Consider the following 16,405-nt stretch of genomic DNA (forward strand, 5'->3'; position numbering starts at 1 on the left):
CTTCCCCGGGCTGAGACGACGCTGAGAAGCCTGAGAGCCGTCTCAGCCGTCTCGGCCTTCCGCCGGGCCCGCCCCAGCATGCCGGACCGGCCCTCGACGTGCGAGACCAGCCCTCCCCGCCCGCGCTCGCGCCCGTCTCGCTGAGAGAGGTCTCAGACAGTCTCAGGTCCGCCTAAGGAAGCATCACGCAGGCTCGGGACATCGACATACCGTTAAGGAGTGAGATGCGTAGAGGCACGTTCGTGAGGTGGGGAGTGCCGATCGCGGCGGCGGCCGTGATCGGGGGCGCGATCGGGGCCGGCCCCGTGATCGCCGCCGTGAGCGGCGACCCCGTCCTGCCGGAGCGTTCGGCCCAGCAGTTGCTGGCCGACGCCGTCGCCGCCAGCGGCAAGTCAGGCGGGATCTCCCCCATGTCGGGCACCGTGCAGCAGACCGCGTCGCTGGGGCTGCCCGCGCTGCCCCAGGCCGCCGGGGGCTCCCCGATGAGCCTGCTGTCCGGTTCGCACGAGGTGAAGGTCTGGTACGGGGGCGCCGACAAGGTCCGCGTCGCCATGCCGACCCAGCTCAGCGAGACCAACCTGATCGTGAACGGCGACCAGGCGTGGTACTGGGACAGCTCCGCCAACACCGCCACCAAGATCACGGTGAAGGCGGGCGAGGGCTGGCGGAAGGCCCCGGCCACGCCCCGGCCCACCGACCTGACGCCGCAGCAGATCGCCGCGCACCTGCTGGCCTCGGCCGACAAGGACACCGCGGTCCGCGTCATCAACACCGCCGAGGTGGCGGGCAGGCCCGTCTACCAGCTCGTCCTCGCCCCGAAGGCGGAGGGCTCGCTGGTGCAGGAGATCCGCCTCGCGCTCGACGGCGAGACGTACGTCCCGCTGCAGGTCGAGGTGTACGCCAAGGGCTCGGCCGAGCCGGCGTACCAGATCGGCTTCACCCAGGTCACGTTCACGCCGCCCGCGCCGGAGAACTTCACCTTCACCCCGCCCGCGGGGGCGAAGGTCGAGGAGAAGACGTTCGGCGACACGGGGCTCGGCGCGCAGGCCGAGGAGCGGGCCGAGCACGCCAGGGAGGTCGCCGGTCAGGCGAAGGTCGTCGGTTCGGGCTGGACGTCGGTGGCGGTGCTGCCGCTGTCCGCCGCGGACCTCGCCAAGACCGGCACGGAGACCGGCACCGGGACCGGCGCCGCGAACGGCGACGGGAACGGCGACAAGAACGCGGGCGCCGTGCTGGACACGGTGCTGAAGTCCGCCAAGCCGGTCAGCGGCCCGTGGGGAACGGGCAGGGTCGTCACGACCAAGCTCGTCACCGCCCTGCTGACCGACGACGGCCGCCTGCTGGTCGGCGCGGTCACCCCGGAGGAGATCGTCAAGGCGGCGGGCGTCAAGTGACGACCGCGACGCGGGAAGCGGGGGCGCCCTTCGGGGCGGCCCCGCCGTCGTCCGGGCACGCCGCCACGGACGCCGCCACGGACGCCGCCACGGACGCTGCCATCGTCACCCGGGGGCTGACGAAGCGCTTCCGCGGCGGTCAGGTGGCCGTCGACGCGCTCGACCTCACCGTGCCCCGCGGCTCGGTCTACGGCTTCCTCGGGCCGAACGGCTCGGGCAAGACCACCACGATCCGGATGCTCCTCGGCCTCGTCACGCCCACCGAGGGCGAGCATGCCATGCTCGGGCTGCCCCTGGCCAGGGCCCTGCCCAAGGTGGGGGCGCTGGTGGAGGGGCCGGCCTTCCACCCCTACCTGTCGGGAACGGCCAACCTGATGCGCCTCGACGCCGCCGACCCGACCGCGCCCAGGTCCACCGCGGGGCGGCGCGTGGCGGAGGCGCTGGAGCGGGTGGGCCTGTCGGCCGCCGCGGGCAAGCGCTACCGGGCGTACTCGCTCGGCATGCGCCAGCGTCTGGCCATCGCCGCCGCCCTGCTCGGGCCGCGCGAGCTGCTCATCCTGGACGAGCCCACCAACGGGCTCGACCCGCAGGGCACCAGGGAGGTGCGGACGCTGGTCAGGGAGATCGCGGCCGACGGCACCACGGTGTTCGTCTCCTCGCACCTGCTGGCCGAGATCGAGCAGATGTGCACGCACGCCGCGATCATGCGGGCGGGGCGGCTCGTCGCCGACGGCACGATCGTCTCGCTGCGCGGCGGCCTGGTCTCCAGGATCAGGGTGGAGACCTCCGACCCGGCCGCGGCGGCCCGGGCGCTGGACGCGCTCGGCCTGGCCGACGTGCGCCTGACGGACGGCGCCGCCCTGGCCCCCGGACTGGCCGGCGAGGTGACGGCGGAGCTGGGCGGGCACGCGCCCGAGCGGATCAACGCCGCGCTGGTGGGCGACGGCGTGCCGGTGCGGGGGCTCGCCGTGGTGCGGCCCAGCCTGGAGGACGTGTTCGTGGGACTGACGGGAGAGGGTTTCGATGTCGACGGCTGACACCCGGCACCACGACAGGACGGCCACCGGCCCCCAGGACGGTCCCGAGACGGCGGGGGAGCGGCGGACGCCCGGCCTGGTGCCGGTGACCGAGACGCTGCGCAGCGTCGAGCGCCGGCCGCCCGTCCCCGGCGAGGCGGGGCCGGGGGAGGCCGCGGGCCGGCGGGCAGGGGCGGGGGCGGGCCGGCGGCCGGGGGCGGGGGCGGCGTTCCTGCGGCTGCTCGGCTCCGAGCTGGGCCTGACCTTCCGCCGCCCGCGCAACCAGGCGATGCTCGGCGTGCTCGCCGTCGTCCCCGTGGTGGTGGGCGTCGCGCTGCGGCTCTTCGCCGGCGACGACGGCATGGGCGGCGTCATCGCGGCCGTCGCCGGCAACGGCCTCATGCTGACCTTCGCGTCGCTGTCGTTCCTGACCGTGCTGCTCATGCCGGTCACGGTCAGCGTGGTCGCGGGCGACGCGCTCGCCGGCGAGGCGGCGGCCGGGACGCTGCGCTACCTGCTGGCCGCGCCCGCCGGGCGCACCCGGCTGCTCATGGTCAAGTACCTGAACGCCGTGCTGTTCTCGTTCGCCGTGACGGCCGTCGTGGCGGCGTCGGCGCTGCTCACCGGGCTCGTGCTGTTCCCGACCGGACCCGTGACGCTGCTGTCGGGCACGACGGTCTCCGTGGCCGAGGGGCTGCTGCGTGTCCTCCTCACCGTCGGGTACGTCGGGGCGGGGATGGCGGCGCTGGCCGCCGTGGCCCTCGCCATGTCGGCGTTCACCGAGGTGTCGATCGGCGCGATCGCCGGCACGGTGGTGTTCGTCGTCGTCAGCCAGGTGCTGCGGGCGGTGCCGCAGCTCGACGGGCTCGCGCCGTACCTGCTGCCGACCTGGTGGATGCGGTTCGACGGGGTGCTGCGCGACCCGGTCGCCACGGGCGACATGGCGCAGGGCCTGCTCGTGTTCGGCGCGTACGTCCTGCTGTTCGGCTCGATCGCCTGGGCCCGCTTCACCGGCAAGGACATCACCTCGTGACGCCCTGCCAGGACCGGCGCCCGCGCGGGAGCGGGCGCCGGGGGCCGGGTCAGGACGCGCGCCTGCGCAGCCCCAGCAGGGCGAGCACGACGGCCACGACGCCCGCGGCCAGGCCCGCGCCGCCCAGGAGCCGGGCGGTGCCGTCGGAGGAGGACGCGGCCACCACCGTCGGCGCAGTCGCCGTGGCGGGCTGAGCCGCCGCCTGGGCGCTCGGCGAGGCGGCCGCCCCGTGCCCCGCGCCGCCCGACGCGGGCACCAGCTTCAGCACCGGCGCCGGGCGCTCCGGCTCCGAGCCGTCGGCCTTGGGCGCGTCGGACCAGTCGACGACCTCGCCCCCCGAGTACGTCTGCTTCGTCGGGAACAGCAGCGAGTCGGTGTCCTCGGGCAGCTGCCCCATCGACACCTCGAACTCCTGGAACTGCCCCGGCTTGATCTCGCCGCCGGACCAGACGACCTTGGTCACGGCCTCCTTGAGGTCGCCGTACTCCGTCTTGACCGGCGTGGGCAGCTTGCCCTCGGTGACCTTGACGTCCCAGCCGGGCACGGGCTTGACCGACACGAACGCGAGCGGGTGGTCGGAGGGGAAGGCGACCTCGACCTTGACGGTGGAGGCGTCGTCGCGCTCGTTCGGGACGCGGAAGGCGACCTTGCTGAAACCGCCCTGCTCGGCGGTGCCGGGGTTGACGCTGACATGGGCCAGCGCGGGCACGGCCAGGGCGGCGGTGAGCGCGGTGGCGGAGGCGAGCACGGTCGCCGCGCGGCGGGCGCCGGACAGGGCGCGGGGGCCGGAGACGAGCCCGGAGATACGCATGGTGGAACTCCACTTGAGAAGGAAGAGCCGGAAAGGGTGTCAGAGGTCAGGCGGGAAGTGGAGGACCGCGCCTGGCCAGGCTGTGGCGGAGGGCCGGGGCCGCGGGGACGGCCCTGGTGCGTACGACGGGGACGAGGGACGGCGGCGCGGGCACCGCGACCGCCCTCAGCGGTGTCAGCCTTCGGCCGAGCCGGCGCAGCAGCGCCCAGAGCGCGGCCTCGCCGCGGGCCAGCCACCAGGCGGTGAGCAGCGACGCGGTCAGGTGCGCGAGCAGCATGCCGGCGCCGACCGCGAGCCCGCCGCCGTGGCCGTGCACCGCCACCGGGCCCCCGTCGGCGAGCAGCGAGGCGTCCTGACCGGCCAGGGCCGGGGGCGCGCCCGCGCTCACGTCTTCGAGCGGCGGGCCCGGTGAGGCGGCCGGGCCGGCGGCGCTCCCGAGGAGCCTGTGCAGGGACGTGTAGGCGTTGGTGTCGTCGGCGAAGAGCTCGTGCAGGCCGAACTGCGCCGCCACCAGCACCGCGCTGATGGAGCCGGCCGAGCGCTCCCGGCCGGCGAGCGCCAGCCCTGCCGCGAACGCGGCGGCGAACCCGGCCGTCGCCGTGGCGGGCGCGGGCCCCGAGCCGCCGCCCAGCCGGTGGGCGAGCGCGGCGAGGGTCACGCAGACGGCGGCGAAGGCGGCGGTCCGCGCGAGCCGGAGGGGGAGTCGCGCACGCATGGCAGTGCTCATGCTCTCACGCGGGCACGCCTTCGGGAGGGCCCCATGCGCAAAGGCTCTGGCCGCCCGACGCCGAGCCGCGTGACGCCTGTCGGTGGACGGCCTTTGTCGCTAGTGTCTTGCCGACCGCGTTGACATGAGGTGAGAACGTTGCGGCATTTAGGTGGTCTGTTCATCGGCTTGGTGGTGACCGCGGGCGTGCTGGGCGGCGGCGGGTGGGCGGTGCGGCAGCTGTCCGGCGCGGCGGGCGGCCCTCCTCCTCAGCAGACGCTCTGGGTCGCGCTCGGCGCCATGGCCGCGGTCGGCCTGGTCGTCGGGCTCGTCATGGCGGGGCGGGTCTCGCCGATCGCCGCGTTCGTGCCCTCCCTGGTCCTGCTGGCCTGGACCGTCGTCTACGCGCTCGACACCGCCCGCGCGCTGTCGTTCGTGCCGTCGGACCCGTCGCTGGACCCGCTCGTCAGGGACGTGGGCGCGGGCGCCGCCACGCTGCTCACGACCGGCGTGCTCGCCCTGCTCGGGGTGGCCCTGTTCATCCCCGTGCTGATGCCGTCGCGCTGGTCGCGCGGCGGCGACGCCGACGACGACTACGAGTCCGGCCAGGAGGGTTACTACTGATCCCGCGCCCGTCGGAGCGCCCGCGCCGGCTCCTCCGCGGGTGACGCGGCCGCCCGGCGCCCGGCGGTGTAGAGGTGGGTGACGACGTCCTCGATCGTCGTCCGGCCGGGGACGGTGGCCATGAGGCCGGCGAGCGTGCCGTCGAAGGCCAGCCGTCCGTGGTCGATGAGCACGACTCGGCGGCAGAGCCGCTCGACGTCGCCCAGGTCGTGGGTGGTGAGCAGCACGGTGGTGCCCCGCTCGGCGTTGAGCCTGAGCAGGAAGTCGCGGATGCCGGCCTTGCTCACGACGTCCAGGCCGATGGTGGGTTCGTCGAGCACGAGCACCTCGGGCGCGTGGAGCAGCGCGGCGGCGAGGTCGCCGCGCATGCGCTGGCCCAGGCTGAGCTGCCGCACCGGGGTGCGCAGGAAGGTCCCGAGGTCGAGCGTCTCGCACAGCTCGTCCAGCCGCTCCGCGAACGTTCTACGATCTACTTTGTAAAGGTGCCGGACCAGCTGGAAGCTGTCGGCGAGCGGCAGGTCCCACCAGAGGGTGGTGCGCTGGCCGAAGACGACGCCGATGCGGCGCGCGAGCGCCGTGCGGCGGCGCGACGGGTCGAGCCCCGCCACCCGCACGCTGCCCGACGTGGGCGTGAGGATGCCGCAGAGCATCTTGATCGTCGTGGACTTGCCCGCGCCGTTGGGGCCGAGGCAGCCGACGAACTCGCCCCGCCCGACGGTGAACGACAGGTCGCGCACGGCGTGGACGACGGTCCGCCTGACCTTGAAGGAGCGTCCCGCCCGGTCGAGCTCGATCATCCTTGACTCCCTGTGGAGCGGTAGTGCCTGATGCCCTGCCGCCAGGCGAGCGCGGCGAGCAGGGAGAGGAGGAGCGCGGCGGCCGGGCCGAGGAAGCGCGTGAACTCCGGCGTGCCGCACGGGTCGGGCCTGCCCAGCACGTACAGGCCCGGCTGCCAGTTGACGAAGGCCAGCGGCAGGACGTACGTGACGCCGCGCACCAGGTCGCGGCCGTACACGCTGAGCGGGTACTGGGTGAGCTGCTGGCCGCCGTAGGTGAAGGAGTTGACCACCTCGGGGGCGTCGGTGAGCAGGAACTGCAGCGCCCCGGCGAGCGTCCAGAGCGCCGCGAAGATCACGATGCCGGTGGCGAGCATGACGGGGATCATCCAGGCGCGCCGCCAGTCGGGCCCGATCACGGCCACGGAGTGGCCGAGGACGGCCGCCGCCTGCAGGACGCGCCCGATCCGAGCGGGGACGAACCGGTCGGCGGCGAGCTGGACCCACGCGGCCGCGGGCCTGATGAGGACGACGTCGAGCGTGCCGGCCCTGATGTGGCCGCTGACCCGGTCGATGTTGCCGATGAGGAGGTCGGTGACGCAGAAGGCCAGCGACGCGGCGCCGTACAGGAACAGGACCTCGTCGCGGGAGAACCCGGCCAGCGCGGTGGTGTTGGCGAAGACGACGAGGATGACGCCCAGGTCGACGGCGGCCGTGACCGTGGTGAACACGGCCGCCAGCGCGAACGAGGCGGGGTAGGCGGCGGCGGAGCGGGTCCACGTCCAGATGAGCAGCGCGTACGTCCTAACCACCCTGGATCACCACCCGGTGGCGGATCGCGCGGGTGCCGAGCACGCCGAGCCCGGCCAGGACGACCGTCCAGAACGCCTGGAAGGCGAGGGTCGGCCCGATGGGGGCGGTGCCGAGGTAGAGGTCGGCGGGCGCCTGGACGATGGCGGCCCAGGGCAGCGCGGCCGCCACCTCGCCGAGCGCGCCGGGGAAGAGGCCGAGCGGCAGGAGCATGCCGCTGAAGAACGTGGTGAGCACGAGCGACAGGACGTTCACCCCGCGGTCGTCGGTGAGCCAGCACACCGACAGGGCGACGAGGTAACGCCAGCCGAAGCTGACCGCGAAGGCGGCGAGCAGCCCGGCGGCGAGCGCGGCCCAGCGGGCGGGGCCGTCGGGGGCCGTGATGCCGAACAGCGCCGCGCCGGCCAGCAGGGGCGGCACGCCGCGGACGGCCAGCAGGTACGCCGCCCTGCCGAGGTCCTCGGCGAACGCCCAGAGCTGGAGCGGCGCGGGACGGACGAGGTCGAGGGCGATGTCGCCGCTGCGGATGCGTTCGGGGATGCCGAGGCCGCCGCCGAAGAGCTGCATCGGCCCGATGAACGCCTGCGTGACGAAGCAGAAGGTGACGGCGTCGGCCACGTCGTAGCCGGCCAGGCCGGGGCGGGCCTGCCAGAGGGCGATGAGCGTGTACGCGCGCAGGACGCCGAAGACGGTGTTGGTGAACGCCCCGGCGAGCGCGGCTCCCGGGTAGGCGGCGTGCCTGCGGAAGCCGTGGCGGACGAGGCGGGCGTAGAGGGCGGGCGTGGTGTCCTCCGGAGGGTGACGGCACGGTGACGGAACGTGCGGGGAGTGGGGCATGGGTGCGGGAGGGGCCGTGGGTGCGGGAAGGGGCCGTGGAATTATCCGTCGCTGGTCGGGGCGGGGCAACGGGTTAAACGCGAGGTCGATCCCCATGGAGGTTTGACCCGAAATATCCGTGTAAGGGATGAGATTCTTACCGACCGGTAGAAGGATGTTGTTGAGGGAAGAAATCCTTCGGAGGGCCCATATGCGCATCGACAGGGACGTGACTCCGGAGTACCCGTACAGCTGGCAGGCCCGCGCCGTCACCGGCCTCATGCACGGGACGGTGAAGCCTGCCTCCCACCTCCTGCTGCGCCATCCGATCGCCCTGCTCGGCGCCGCCCGCCTGGGCGGCGAGCTGGCGCGCCTCGTCCCGGTCGCGGCGCCCGCCGACGTCTGCATCGTCCCCCACACCTTCTCCGCCTGCGGCGGCGAGTGGGTGCGGGCCGGAGGGGAGCTGGACGAGGGCAAGGTGCTGCTGTACTTCCACGGCGGCGGCTACTTCTCCTGCTCGCCGCGCACCCACCGGCCCATCACCTGGCGGCTGTCGCTGGCGGCCCGCCGTCCGGTGCTCGCGCTCGACTACCGGCAGGGTCCGGTGCACAAGCTGGCCGACTCCCTGACCGACGCGCTGGACGCGTACGAGTGCGTGCTGAGCCAGGGGTACGCCGGGCGCGACATCGTCGTGGCGGGCGACTCGGCGGGCGGCCACCTGACCCTGGCCACGCTGCTCGCCCTGCGCGACCGGGGCATGCCGCTGCCGTCCGCGGCGATCTGCCTGTCGCCGTGGGCCGACCTGACGGACTTCCCGCGCCGGGCCAACCGCTGGCAGGACCCGATGCTCCCGGCGGGCCGGGTGCGGTGGCTGGCGGCGCGCTGGACGTCGGGGCTCGACCCGAGCGACCCGCTCGTGTCGCCCGTGCACGGCAACTTCACCGGTCTGCCGCCCCTCATGATCGTCACGGGCTCGACCGAGGTGCTGCGGGACGAGGCCAGGCGGGTCGCCGTCCGCGCCAGGCAGACCGGCACGCCCGTCTGGTACGAGGAGTGGCCGCGCATGCCGCACGTCTTCCCGATCCTCGCCGACCTGGTGCCCGAGGCCCGTACGGCGTTCCGTCACATGGCGAGCTTCCTGTCGGCGGTCGGGGTCAGGCCCGTCCTCCTGGACGGTGAGGCCGCCGCCTGAACCCTGGCTGTGATCCGCGTCTCCCCCCGCTCCTGCCGGGACCGGTTCCCGGCGGGCAGCGTGTAAGGTTAGGTATGCCTAACTCGTCAGGGTGGGGAGTGGTTCGATGAGTGAGAAGCCCAGGGATCATCACAAGGGCGTCGTCCTGCGCACCGAGCGCGTCTCGCGGTACATGGTGCGGGTCGTCGTCGGCGGCGACGGGCTGCGGGACTTCGCCTGCGAGGGCTTCACCGACCACTACGTCAAGCTCGTCTTCCCCTGCGAGGGCGTCGACTACCCCGAGCCGTTCAGCGTGAGCGAGGTGCGCCGGACGATGCCGCGCGAGCTGTGGCCGCGGCTGCGCACCTACACCGTGCGCGCCTGGGACCCCGACGCCTGTGAGCTCACCCTCGACTTCGTCCACCACGGCGACAAGGGGCTGGCAGGGCCGTGGGCGGCGCGGGCGGTGCCCGGCGACGCCGTGCTGCTGCTCGGCCCCGGCGGCGGCTACGCCCCCGACCCCGGGGCGGACTGGCACCTGCTGGTGGGCGACGAGAGCGCCCTGCCCGCCATCGCGGCGTCGGTGGAGGCGCTGCCCGAGGCCGCGCTCGCGCACGTCCTCGTGGAGGTGGACGGCCCCGAGGACGAGCAGAAGCTCGACACGCGCGCCCGCGCCCAGGTCAGCTGGGTGTACCGGAACGGCGGGCGGGTCGGCGAGGCGCTGGTGCGGGCCGTGCGGGAGCTGGACTTCCCGGCCGGGGACGTGCACGCGTTCGTCCACGGCGAGGCGGGGTTCGTCAAGGAGCTGCGCCGCCACCTGAGGCTGGAGCGGGGGCTGCCGCTGGAGCGGCTGTCGATCTCCGGTTACTGGCGCGCAGGCGTCGACGACGAGACGTGGCGCGCGGTCAAGAAGGCGTGGAACCACCAGGTGGAGGCCGAGGAGGCCGCCGCCATCGCCTGAGAACGGCCCTGACCACGCCCTACGCCCTTCTCGACGGCCCGGCTGTTCCACGCTGTTCCACGGCCCGGCGGCTCCGGACAGGAGAACGGCCGCGCCGGAGGGGAGCCGGCGCGGCCGCGTCGCCGGGGAACCGTCCCATGCCCTGGACGTGTCCGGCGAGGTCCTCCTGTCGAGGACGTCCTTTTAGTGGAACTGCTCCTCCTCGGTGGAGCCCTTGAGCGCCGTGGTCGAGGAGTCGGGCGCCACGGCGGTGCTGACCAGGTCGAAGTAGCCGGTGCCGACCTCGCGCTGGTGCCTGGTCGCGGTGTAGCCGCGCGACTCGGCCGCGAACTCGGCCTCCTGCAGCTCGACGTACGCCGTCATGCCCTCGGCGGCGTAGCCCTGGGCGAGGTCGAACATCGAGTAGTTCAGCGAGTGGAACCCGGCCAGAGTGATGAACTGGAACTTGTACCCCATGTGGCCGAGCTCGCGCTGGAACTTGGCGATGGTCGAGTCGTCCAGGTGCTTCTTCCAGTTGAACGACGGCGAGCAGTTGTAGGCGAGCATCTGGTCCGGGTACTCGGCCTTGATGGCCTCGGCGAACTCGCGGGCCACGTCCAGGTCGGGCGTGCCGGTCTCCATCCAGAGCAGGTCGGAGTGCGGCGCGTAGGCCAGGCCGCGGGCGATGCAGGCCTGCACGCCGTTGCGGACGCGGTAGAAGCCCTCGGAGGTGCGCTCGCCGGTGGTGAAGGCCTGGTCGCGCGGGTCAACGTCGCTGGTCAGGAGCGTCGCGGCCTGGGCGTCGGTCCGCGCGATGATCAGGGACGGGACTCCGGCCACGTCGGCCGCGAGCCGGGCGGCGTTGAGCGTCTTGATGTGCTGCCCGGTCGGGATGAGCACCTTGCCGCCCAGGTGGCCGCACTTCTTCTCCGAGGCGAGCTGGTCCTCCCAGTGCACGCCCGCGGCGCCGGCGGCGATCATGCCCTTCATCAGCTCGAACGCGTTGAGCACGCCGCCGAAGCCGGCCTCGGCGTCGGCGACGATGGGCGCCAGCCAGTGCGGGGCCTCGACGCCCTCCGCCCAGGTGATCTGGTCGGCGCGCAGCAGCGCGTTGTTGATGCGGCGCACGACGGCCGGCACGGAGTTGGCGGGGTAGAGGCTCTGGTCCGGGTAGGTCTGGCCGCTCAGGTTGGCGTCGGCGGCGACCTGCCAGCCGGACAGGTAGATCGCCTTCAGGCCCGCCTTCACCTGCTGGACGGCCTGGTTGCCGGTGAGCGCGCCGAGGGCGTGGACGTAGTCCTCGGTGTGCAGCAGGTTCCACAGCCGCTCGGCGCCGAGCCGGGCGAGCGTGTGCTCCTCCTGGACGCTGCCGCGCAGCCGGATCACGTCCTCGGCGCTGTAGGTGCGCTCGACACCCGCCCAGCGCGGGTCGTTGTCCCATTCGTCCTGCAGCTGCTCCGCAGCTCCCTTGAGGCGATCGTTCATTATTCACTCCTTTGTCGTCCCCTGGGGCCTACGCCGAGTTTCTGCCCTCGTGACCGGGGTCGACCAGCCTGGTGTCGAGAGAAGAATCGCGAAAGTTTCCGGTTTCGTCACTACCGGCGGGTATTCAGCCAGGAAGAAAACGACAGTTTTCCCTTTGGACTAGACCACTGCCGTCGCGCGGTCGTGATCATCACGGGTGGCGGTCCGGTGGCCGCACTCCCGGTCCCCTGCCCGGCAGGCTGGAAAATAGGCCGATTTTCCGACTAGGATGCGCGCATGGCGTCGTTGCTGGGTGAAGAACCGCTGTCTTTGACGCAGGAGCTCGATCTCATCGCGTTTGGCCAGCGCCTGCGGCACCTGCGCAAACAGCGGGGCCTCACGCTGTCCGACCTGGGCACCCGGGTCAGCAGGGCGCCCAGCCAGCTCTCGCTCCTGGAGAACGGCAAGCGCGAGCCGAAGCTCTCGCTGCTCAAGTCGCTCGCGTCCGCGCTGAACGTGCCCGTCGAGGAGCTGCTGCGCCGCCAGCCGCCCAACCGGCGCGCCCAGCTGGAGATCGCACTGGAGGAGGCCCAGCGCGACCCCCTCTACGCCGGCCTGGGCCTGCCCCGACTGAAGGTCTCGGCGCGCGTCCCCAACGACGTGCTGGAGCACCTCCTCGGCCTGTACGGCGAGCTGCGCGCCCGGCAGGCCAGGGGCACCGCCACGCCCGAGGAGGCCAGGGTCGCCAACGCCGAGCTGCGCCGCAGGCAGCGCGAGCTGGGCAACTACTTCCCCGAGATCGAGCAGGCCGCCGCCGAGGCGCTCGCCGCCGTCGGCTACCGCGCCGGCGCCCTGTCGCAGAGCATGATCCAGAGCCTGGTCACGCACTTCGGCTACACGGTCCACACCGCCCAGGACCTCCCCAGGTCCGTACGCTCCATCACCGACCTTCGCAACCGTCGCGTCTACGTCAAGCACGAGCAGCTCGGCATGCACACGCCGCGCACGATCCTGCTCCAGACGCTCGGCCACCTCGCGCTCGGCCACGACAAGCCCCGCGACTTCGCCGACTTCCTGCGCCAGCGCACCGAGGCCAACTACTTCGCCGCCGCCGTGCTGGTGCCCGAGAAGGCCGCCGCGCCGTACCTGCAGGAGGCCAAGGCCGACCGGGCGCTGTCGGTGGAGGATCTGCGCGACGTCTTCGCGGTGTCGTACGAGATGGCGGCCCACCGCTTCACCAACCTGGCCACCCACCACCTCGGCCTGGTCTGCCACTTCGTGCGCAACGACGCGGGCGGCATCATCTACAAGGCGTACGAGAACGACGGCATCGTCTTCCCGGCCGACGAGCAGGGCGCCATCGAGGGGCAGCGGATGTGCCTGCAGTGGTCGGGCAGGCAGGTGTTCGCCTCGCCGGACCGCTTCTCCGTCTACTACCAGTACTCCGACTCGCCGACGGGCACGTACTTCTGCGTCGCGCACGTCGATCCGTCGCGCGAGCGCGACTTCGCCATCACGCTGGGCGTGCCGTACAAGGAGTCGCGCTGGTTCCGCGGGCGTGAGACCACGCACCGCACGAAGTCCAACTGCCCGACCGGCGACTGCTGCCGCCGCCCGCCGGCGGAGCTGGCCGAGCGGTGGGAGGGCTACGCGTGGCCGTCGGCGCGGGCCAACTCGCACGTCCTGGCCGCGCTGCCGCCCGGCTCGTTCCCCGGCGTGGACGAGGCCGACGTCTACACGTTCCTGGAGCGGCACGCCATCAACGGCTGATCCTCCGACATTTCATTCTTCTATTCGGACATTTCGGGGCATATAGGACTCCGGGAGGTGTTCGGATGCTGTCTGAAGTGCGCGGATGGCTGCGGCGCCGCACGTCGTCGGCCGCCGACTGGCCCATCGAGGCCCTCGTCGAGGCCAAGGGGCGGACCACCGTGAGCGTCGTGCTCCCCGCCCGCGACGAGCGGGAGACCGTGGGCGACATCGTGCGCACCATCAGGCGCGACCTCGACCGGATCGTGGACGAGCTCGTCGTCATCGACTCCCGCTCGCGCGACGACACCGCCGCCGTCGCCGCCCGCGCCGGCGCCGACGTGCACGCCCAGGACGAGATCCTGCCCCACCTGTGCCCCCTGCACGGCAAGGGGGAGGCGCTGTGGAAGTCGCTGGCCGTCACCTCCGGCGACGTCGTCGCCTTCGCCGACGCCGACATCCGCCGCTTCCGCTCATCGCTGGTCGGCGGCGTGCTCGGGCCCCTGCTCGCCGACCCCACCGTCGCGTACGCCAAGGCCTGCTACGACCGGCCGCTGAACGGCACGCGGAACGGCGGCGGGCGCGTCACCGAGCTGGTCGCCCGTCCGCTGATCAACCTGCACTGGCCGCAGCTCGCCGGGTTCGTCCAGCCGCTCGCGGGGGAGTACGCGGGGCGCCGGTCGGCGCTCGAACGCGTCCCCTTCCTCACCGGATACGGCGTCGAACTGGGCCTGCTGGTGGACCTCCTCGACCTGGCGGGGCTCGACGCGTTCGCCCAGGTGGACCTCGGGGCGCGCGAGCACAGGCCGCAGTCGACGGAGGCGCTCGGCGCGATGGCGGCGCAGATCATGCTGGCCGCGTGGAGCAGGCTGGAACGTCAGGGCAAGATCGAGGCGCGGCACGACCCGGCGGCGCTGCTGACGCAGTTCCGGCGCGTCGAGGCCGGGCACGACGTGCTGACCAGCGAGGTCGGCATCGCGGAACGGCCGCCCATGATCACCGTGGCGGGCGCCGCCCGCCCGTCCGCGCACGCGCCCACCCGCGCCGGCCCCGCCGTGGCGGTCGCCCGGCGAGCCGGATGAGCCGGCCCCGGACGAACGCGGCGGCGGCTCTCACTTGAGCGCGGCGGCGACGAAGGCCGAGACCTGCTCACGCATGGCGTCGTGGTCGTCGGCGGCGTCGCCCAGCATGATGCGGGCCAGCTGCGTCATCATCGACGGGAACAGCGCCAGCCCGGTCAGCGTGAACAGCAGCCGCCCGGTCTCGGCCGACGGCGTGCGGCCCATGCCCCCGGCCAGCGAGGCGTTCTTGCGGGCGCACCGCCCGACCCTGTCCTCCTGCCCGGGGAGGAGGTCCTGGCCCCGGTAGTTCAGCGCCTCCCACATCAGCAGGCGTACCAGGTCGGGGTGGGTGCGGTAGTAGTCGGTCAGCCGGGCCACGTAGTCGACGGGGTCGGTGCCCGGCAGCGCGATGCGTGCCGTGAGGTCGTCGAGCGCCTCGGCGATGACCGCGTCGAACAGCTTCTCCTTGCTGCCGAAGTGGCCGTAGATGCGCTCCTTGTTCACTCCGGCGCGCTCCGCGATGCGGTCGACGCGCGCGCCGGCCACGCCGTAGGAGGCGAACTCCTCGCGCGCGGCCTCCAGGAGCGCGGCCCGGGTGGCGGCGGTCGAGACCTTGGGTGCCATGGCGCCCATCTTATCCGGGACCAACTGAACAGTTGCAATCCAACTAGTTAGTTGACATCCAACTAGTTGGTTGGCTACGGTCCCAGGCCATGACGATGACCTCTCCCCGCCCGGCGCCCGGCGTCGCCGCGGCCCCTTCCCCTGGCGCCCCCTCTGACGGCACCTCCGGCGCTCCCGCTCATGCGCCCTTCGGGCGCACCCTGACCGCGTTCGTGCTCACCGCGGTGCTGGTCAGCGGTCAGCTGTACGTCGTGATCCCGCTCCTGCACGCGATGGCCGACGACTGGGGCGCCTCGCCCGGCGCCCTGACCTGGCTGGTGACGGCGTTCGGCATCGGCTACGGCGTCGGTTTCCTGGTGTTCGGCCCCCTGTCGGACCGGTACGGCCGCCGCCGGATCCTGATGGTCGGGCTGCCGCTGGCGGCGTTGACGACGGCGCTGGTCGCGGCCGGCACAGGCCCTGAGGTCGCGCTCGCGCTGCGAGCCGTGCAGGGCGTCGCCGTGGCGATGTTCCCGCCCGCCGGCATGGCGTACCTGGCCGAGCGGCTGGAGCCGCGCCGCCGCGTGGTCGCCATCGCGGCCGTGACCGGCGCCTTCCTCGCCTCCGCCGTGGTGCTCCAGGTGGCCGCCCAGCTCCTGGTGGACGTGATCGGCTGGCGCGGGCTGTTCCTCGCCATGGCGGCGGCGTTCGCCCTGGCGGCGCTGGGGGTGCGCGCGGTCATGCTGCCCGACCTGCCGCGCGCCGGCGCGGGGTCGCTGCTGTCGGCCTACCGGGCGGTGCCCGGCCTGCTGTTCCACCGCGTGCTCGCCCTGCGCTACGTCGCGACCGTGCTGCTCATGGTGACCTTCGTCGCCCTGTACACCGGGCTGCAGATCCACGGCGGGCTCTCCCCGGCCGAACTGCTGACGCTGCGCGCGAGCGGCCTGCCGTCGATCGTGCTGGTGCCGCTGGTCATGCCGTTCCTGGCGCGGGCGTCCAGCGCGGCCAGGGCCGCGTCGTTCATGGCGGCGGGGGCGCTCGCGCTCGCCGCGACCGGCGTCAGCGGCGCCTCCGGTCTCGTCCTGGCCCTGCTGCTCGCCGCGTACGTCGCCGCCATCACCGGCGGGCTGCCCAGCATGAACGAGGCGATCTCGGCCCCCGCGGGCCCGGCGAGGGGCACGGCGCTGGCTCTGTTCTCGGCGGCCCTCGCGGTGGGCGGCAGCGTCGGCCCGCAGGTGGCGGCCGCGTTCGGCGGCTTCTCCACCCTCACGTACGGCCTGGCCGCGAGCCTGCTCCTCGCGGCGCTCGCCGTGCTCGTCTCGGCCCGCCGTCCCGCGTGAACCTCACCCCACAGGAACGTCCGGCCCCGCGGGGGTATCGTGACGGCGACGTGCGTGAGACGCCGACGCTGACGGGCCTGGTCGCCACCGC

General features: G+C 73.3%; 16 protein-coding genes. 9 read left to right on the forward strand and 7 right to left on the reverse strand.

Translation table 11 applies throughout. The features are described from left to right. The first annotated feature begins 224 nt into the window (after positions 1 to 224). The 3 genes from BMX74_RS25010 to BMX74_RS25020 are packed head-to-tail and all read left to right on the forward strand — an operon-like array spanning position 225 to position 3,443. Positions 225 to 1,394 carry a LolA family protein gene (locus BMX74_RS25010; RefSeq protein WP_091103130.1) on the forward strand — a complete coding sequence of 390 codons (1,170 nt, stop codon included), beginning with the start codon at positions 225 to 227 and terminating at the stop codon, positions 1,392 to 1,394. Further along, positions 1,391 to 2,431: an ABC transporter ATP-binding protein gene (locus BMX74_RS25015; RefSeq protein ID WP_091103131.1), complete on the forward strand. Its 1,041-nt coding sequence runs from the start codon at positions 1,391 to 1,393 to the stop codon at positions 2,429 to 2,431. Before BMX74_RS25010 ends, BMX74_RS25015 begins: the two co-directional genes overlap by 4 nt. Continuing rightward, positions 2,418 to 3,443 carry an ABC transporter permease gene (locus BMX74_RS25020; RefSeq protein WP_091103133.1) on the forward strand — a complete coding sequence of 342 codons (1,026 nt, stop codon included), beginning with the start codon at positions 2,418 to 2,420 and terminating at the stop codon, positions 3,441 to 3,443. Before BMX74_RS25015 ends, BMX74_RS25020 begins: the two co-directional genes overlap by 14 nt. Positions 3,444 to 3,492: 49 nt before the next feature. Here BMX74_RS25020 and BMX74_RS25025 read toward each other — a convergent pair whose 3' ends face one another. Then, positions 3,493 to 4,254: a YcnI family copper-binding membrane protein gene (locus tag BMX74_RS25025; RefSeq protein ID WP_091103135.1), complete on the reverse strand. Its 762-nt coding sequence runs from the start codon at positions 4,252 to 4,254 to the stop codon at positions 3,493 to 3,495. Positions 4,255 to 4,300: 46 nt separating this feature from the next. Further along, entirely contained in the window at positions 4,301 to 4,969 is a 669-nt protein-coding gene (locus tag BMX74_RS25030; protein ID WP_091103136.1) for a hypothetical protein, read from the reverse strand. A gap of 141 nt (positions 4,970 to 5,110) precedes the next feature. Here BMX74_RS25030 and BMX74_RS25035 point away from each other — a divergent pair, with 141 nt between their 5' ends. After that, positions 5,111 to 5,584: a hypothetical protein gene (locus BMX74_RS25035; protein WP_256257255.1), complete on the forward strand. Its 474-nt coding sequence runs from the start codon at positions 5,111 to 5,113 to the stop codon at positions 5,582 to 5,584. Here the strand turns inward: BMX74_RS25035 and BMX74_RS25040 are convergent. Genes BMX74_RS25040 through BMX74_RS25050 form a run of 3 tightly spaced genes read right to left on the reverse strand, consistent with a single transcriptional unit; the run spans position 5,578 to position 8,007 of the window. Continuing rightward, the gene (locus tag BMX74_RS25040) at positions 5,578 to 6,381 is read right to left on the reverse strand and encodes an ABC transporter ATP-binding protein (RefSeq protein WP_055502728.1); all 804 of its coding nucleotides are present in this window, start codon (positions 6,379 to 6,381) and stop codon (positions 5,578 to 5,580) included. The two genes, BMX74_RS25035 and BMX74_RS25040, sit on opposite strands and share 7 nt — an antisense overlap. Beyond that, positions 6,378 to 7,172: an ABC transporter permease gene (locus BMX74_RS25045; RefSeq protein WP_055502727.1), complete on the reverse strand. Its 795-nt coding sequence runs from the start codon at positions 7,170 to 7,172 to the stop codon at positions 6,378 to 6,380. The genes BMX74_RS25040 and BMX74_RS25045 overlap by 4 nt, the downstream gene beginning before the upstream one ends. Further along, positions 7,165 to 8,007, reverse strand: a complete 843-nt coding sequence (locus BMX74_RS25050) for an ABC transporter permease (RefSeq protein WP_091103138.1) — start codon at positions 8,005 to 8,007, stop codon at positions 7,165 to 7,167. Before BMX74_RS25050 ends, BMX74_RS25045 begins: the two co-directional genes overlap by 8 nt. 190 nt (positions 8,008 to 8,197) lie before the next feature. On the opposite strand from BMX74_RS25050, the gene BMX74_RS25055 reads away from it, so the two are divergent. After that, the gene (locus BMX74_RS25055) at positions 8,198 to 9,178 is read left to right on the forward strand and encodes an alpha/beta hydrolase (RefSeq protein ID WP_091103139.1); all 981 of its coding nucleotides are present in this window, start codon (positions 8,198 to 8,200) and stop codon (positions 9,176 to 9,178) included. Positions 9,179 to 9,284: 106 nt separating this feature from the next. Next, a complete protein-coding gene (locus BMX74_RS25060; protein ID WP_091103141.1) occupies positions 9,285 to 10,118 on the forward strand; it encodes a siderophore-interacting protein in 834 nt (277 codons plus the stop codon). 183 nt (positions 10,119 to 10,301) lie between these two features. On the opposite strand, the gene aceA is transcribed toward BMX74_RS25060, so the two are convergent. Continuing rightward, entirely contained in the window at positions 10,302 to 11,582 is a 1,281-nt protein-coding gene (gene aceA / locus BMX74_RS25065; protein WP_055502723.1) for an isocitrate lyase, read from the reverse strand. A 309-nt stretch (positions 11,583 to 11,891) separates the two neighbouring features. Here aceA and BMX74_RS25070 point away from each other — a divergent pair, with 309 nt between their 5' ends. Together BMX74_RS25070 and BMX74_RS25075 are read left to right on the forward strand one after the other, a co-directional pair. Beyond that, the gene (locus BMX74_RS25070; protein WP_091103143.1) at positions 11,892 to 13,331 is read left to right on the forward strand and encodes a helix-turn-helix transcriptional regulator; all 1,440 of its coding nucleotides are present in this window, start codon (positions 11,892 to 11,894) and stop codon (positions 13,329 to 13,331) included. A 65-nt stretch (positions 13,332 to 13,396) separates the two neighbouring features. Beyond that, complete coding sequence (locus BMX74_RS25075) at positions 13,397 to 14,392, forward strand: glucosyl-3-phosphoglycerate synthase (RefSeq protein WP_055502721.1); 996 nt, start codon at positions 13,397 to 13,399, stop codon at positions 14,390 to 14,392. Positions 14,393 to 14,422: 30 nt separating this feature from the next. Here the strand turns inward: BMX74_RS25075 and BMX74_RS25080 are convergent, their stop codons facing one another. Continuing rightward, entirely contained in the window at positions 14,423 to 14,995 is a 573-nt protein-coding gene (locus tag BMX74_RS25080; RefSeq protein WP_177227501.1) for a TetR/AcrR family transcriptional regulator, read from the reverse strand. 89 nt (positions 14,996 to 15,084) lie between these two features. On the opposite strand from BMX74_RS25080, the gene BMX74_RS25085 reads away from it, so the two are divergent. Continuing rightward, positions 15,085 to 16,314: an MFS transporter gene (locus BMX74_RS25085; RefSeq protein ID WP_091103146.1), complete on the forward strand. Its 1,230-nt coding sequence runs from the start codon at positions 15,085 to 15,087 to the stop codon at positions 16,312 to 16,314. Positions 16,315 to 16,405 lie beyond the last annotated feature (91 nt).

The sequence above is a fragment of the Nonomuraea pusilla genome, from assembly GCF_900109355.1.
Lineage (GTDB): Bacteria > Actinomycetota > Actinomycetes > Streptosporangiales > Streptosporangiaceae > Nonomuraea > Nonomuraea pusilla.

Bases quoted from the DNA above. Each gene is read 5' to 3' on its own strand.
- BMX74_RS25030 (WP_091103136.1), bottom strand. From the start codon at position 4,969: ATGCGTGCGCGACTCCCCCTCCGGCTCGCGCGGACCGCCGCCTTCGCC.
- aceA (WP_055502723.1), bottom strand. From the start codon at position 11,582: ATGAACGATCGCCTCAAGGGAGCTGCGGAGCAGCTGCAGGACGAATGG.
- BMX74_RS25040 (WP_055502728.1), bottom strand. From the start codon at position 6,381: ATGATCGAGCTCGACCGGGCGGGACGCTCCTTCAAGGTCAGGCGGACC.
- BMX74_RS25055 (WP_091103139.1), top strand. From the start codon at position 8,198: ATGCGCATCGACAGGGACGTGACTCCGGAGTACCCGTACAGCTGGCAG.
- BMX74_RS25025 (WP_091103135.1), bottom strand. From the start codon at position 4,254: ATGCGTATCTCCGGGCTCGTCTCCGGCCCCCGCGCCCTGTCCGGCGCC.
- BMX74_RS25010 (WP_091103130.1), top strand. From the start codon at position 225: ATGCGTAGAGGCACGTTCGTGAGGTGGGGAGTGCCGATCGCGGCGGCG.
- BMX74_RS25075 (WP_055502721.1), top strand. From the start codon at position 13,397: ATGCTGTCTGAAGTGCGCGGATGGCTGCGGCGCCGCACGTCGTCGGCC.
- BMX74_RS25020 (WP_091103133.1), top strand. From the start codon at position 2,418: ATGTCGACGGCTGACACCCGGCACCACGACAGGACGGCCACCGGCCCC.
- BMX74_RS25050 (WP_091103138.1), bottom strand. From the start codon at position 8,007: ATGCCCCACTCCCCGCACGTTCCGTCACCGTGCCGTCACCCTCCGGAG.
- BMX74_RS25085 (WP_091103146.1), top strand. From the start codon at position 15,085: ATGACGATGACCTCTCCCCGCCCGGCGCCCGGCGTCGCCGCGGCCCCT.
- BMX74_RS25080 (WP_177227501.1), bottom strand. From the start codon at position 14,995: ATGGCACCCAAGGTCTCGACCGCCGCCACCCGGGCCGCGCTCCTGGAG.
- BMX74_RS25060 (WP_091103141.1), top strand. From the start codon at position 9,285: ATGAGTGAGAAGCCCAGGGATCATCACAAGGGCGTCGTCCTGCGCACC.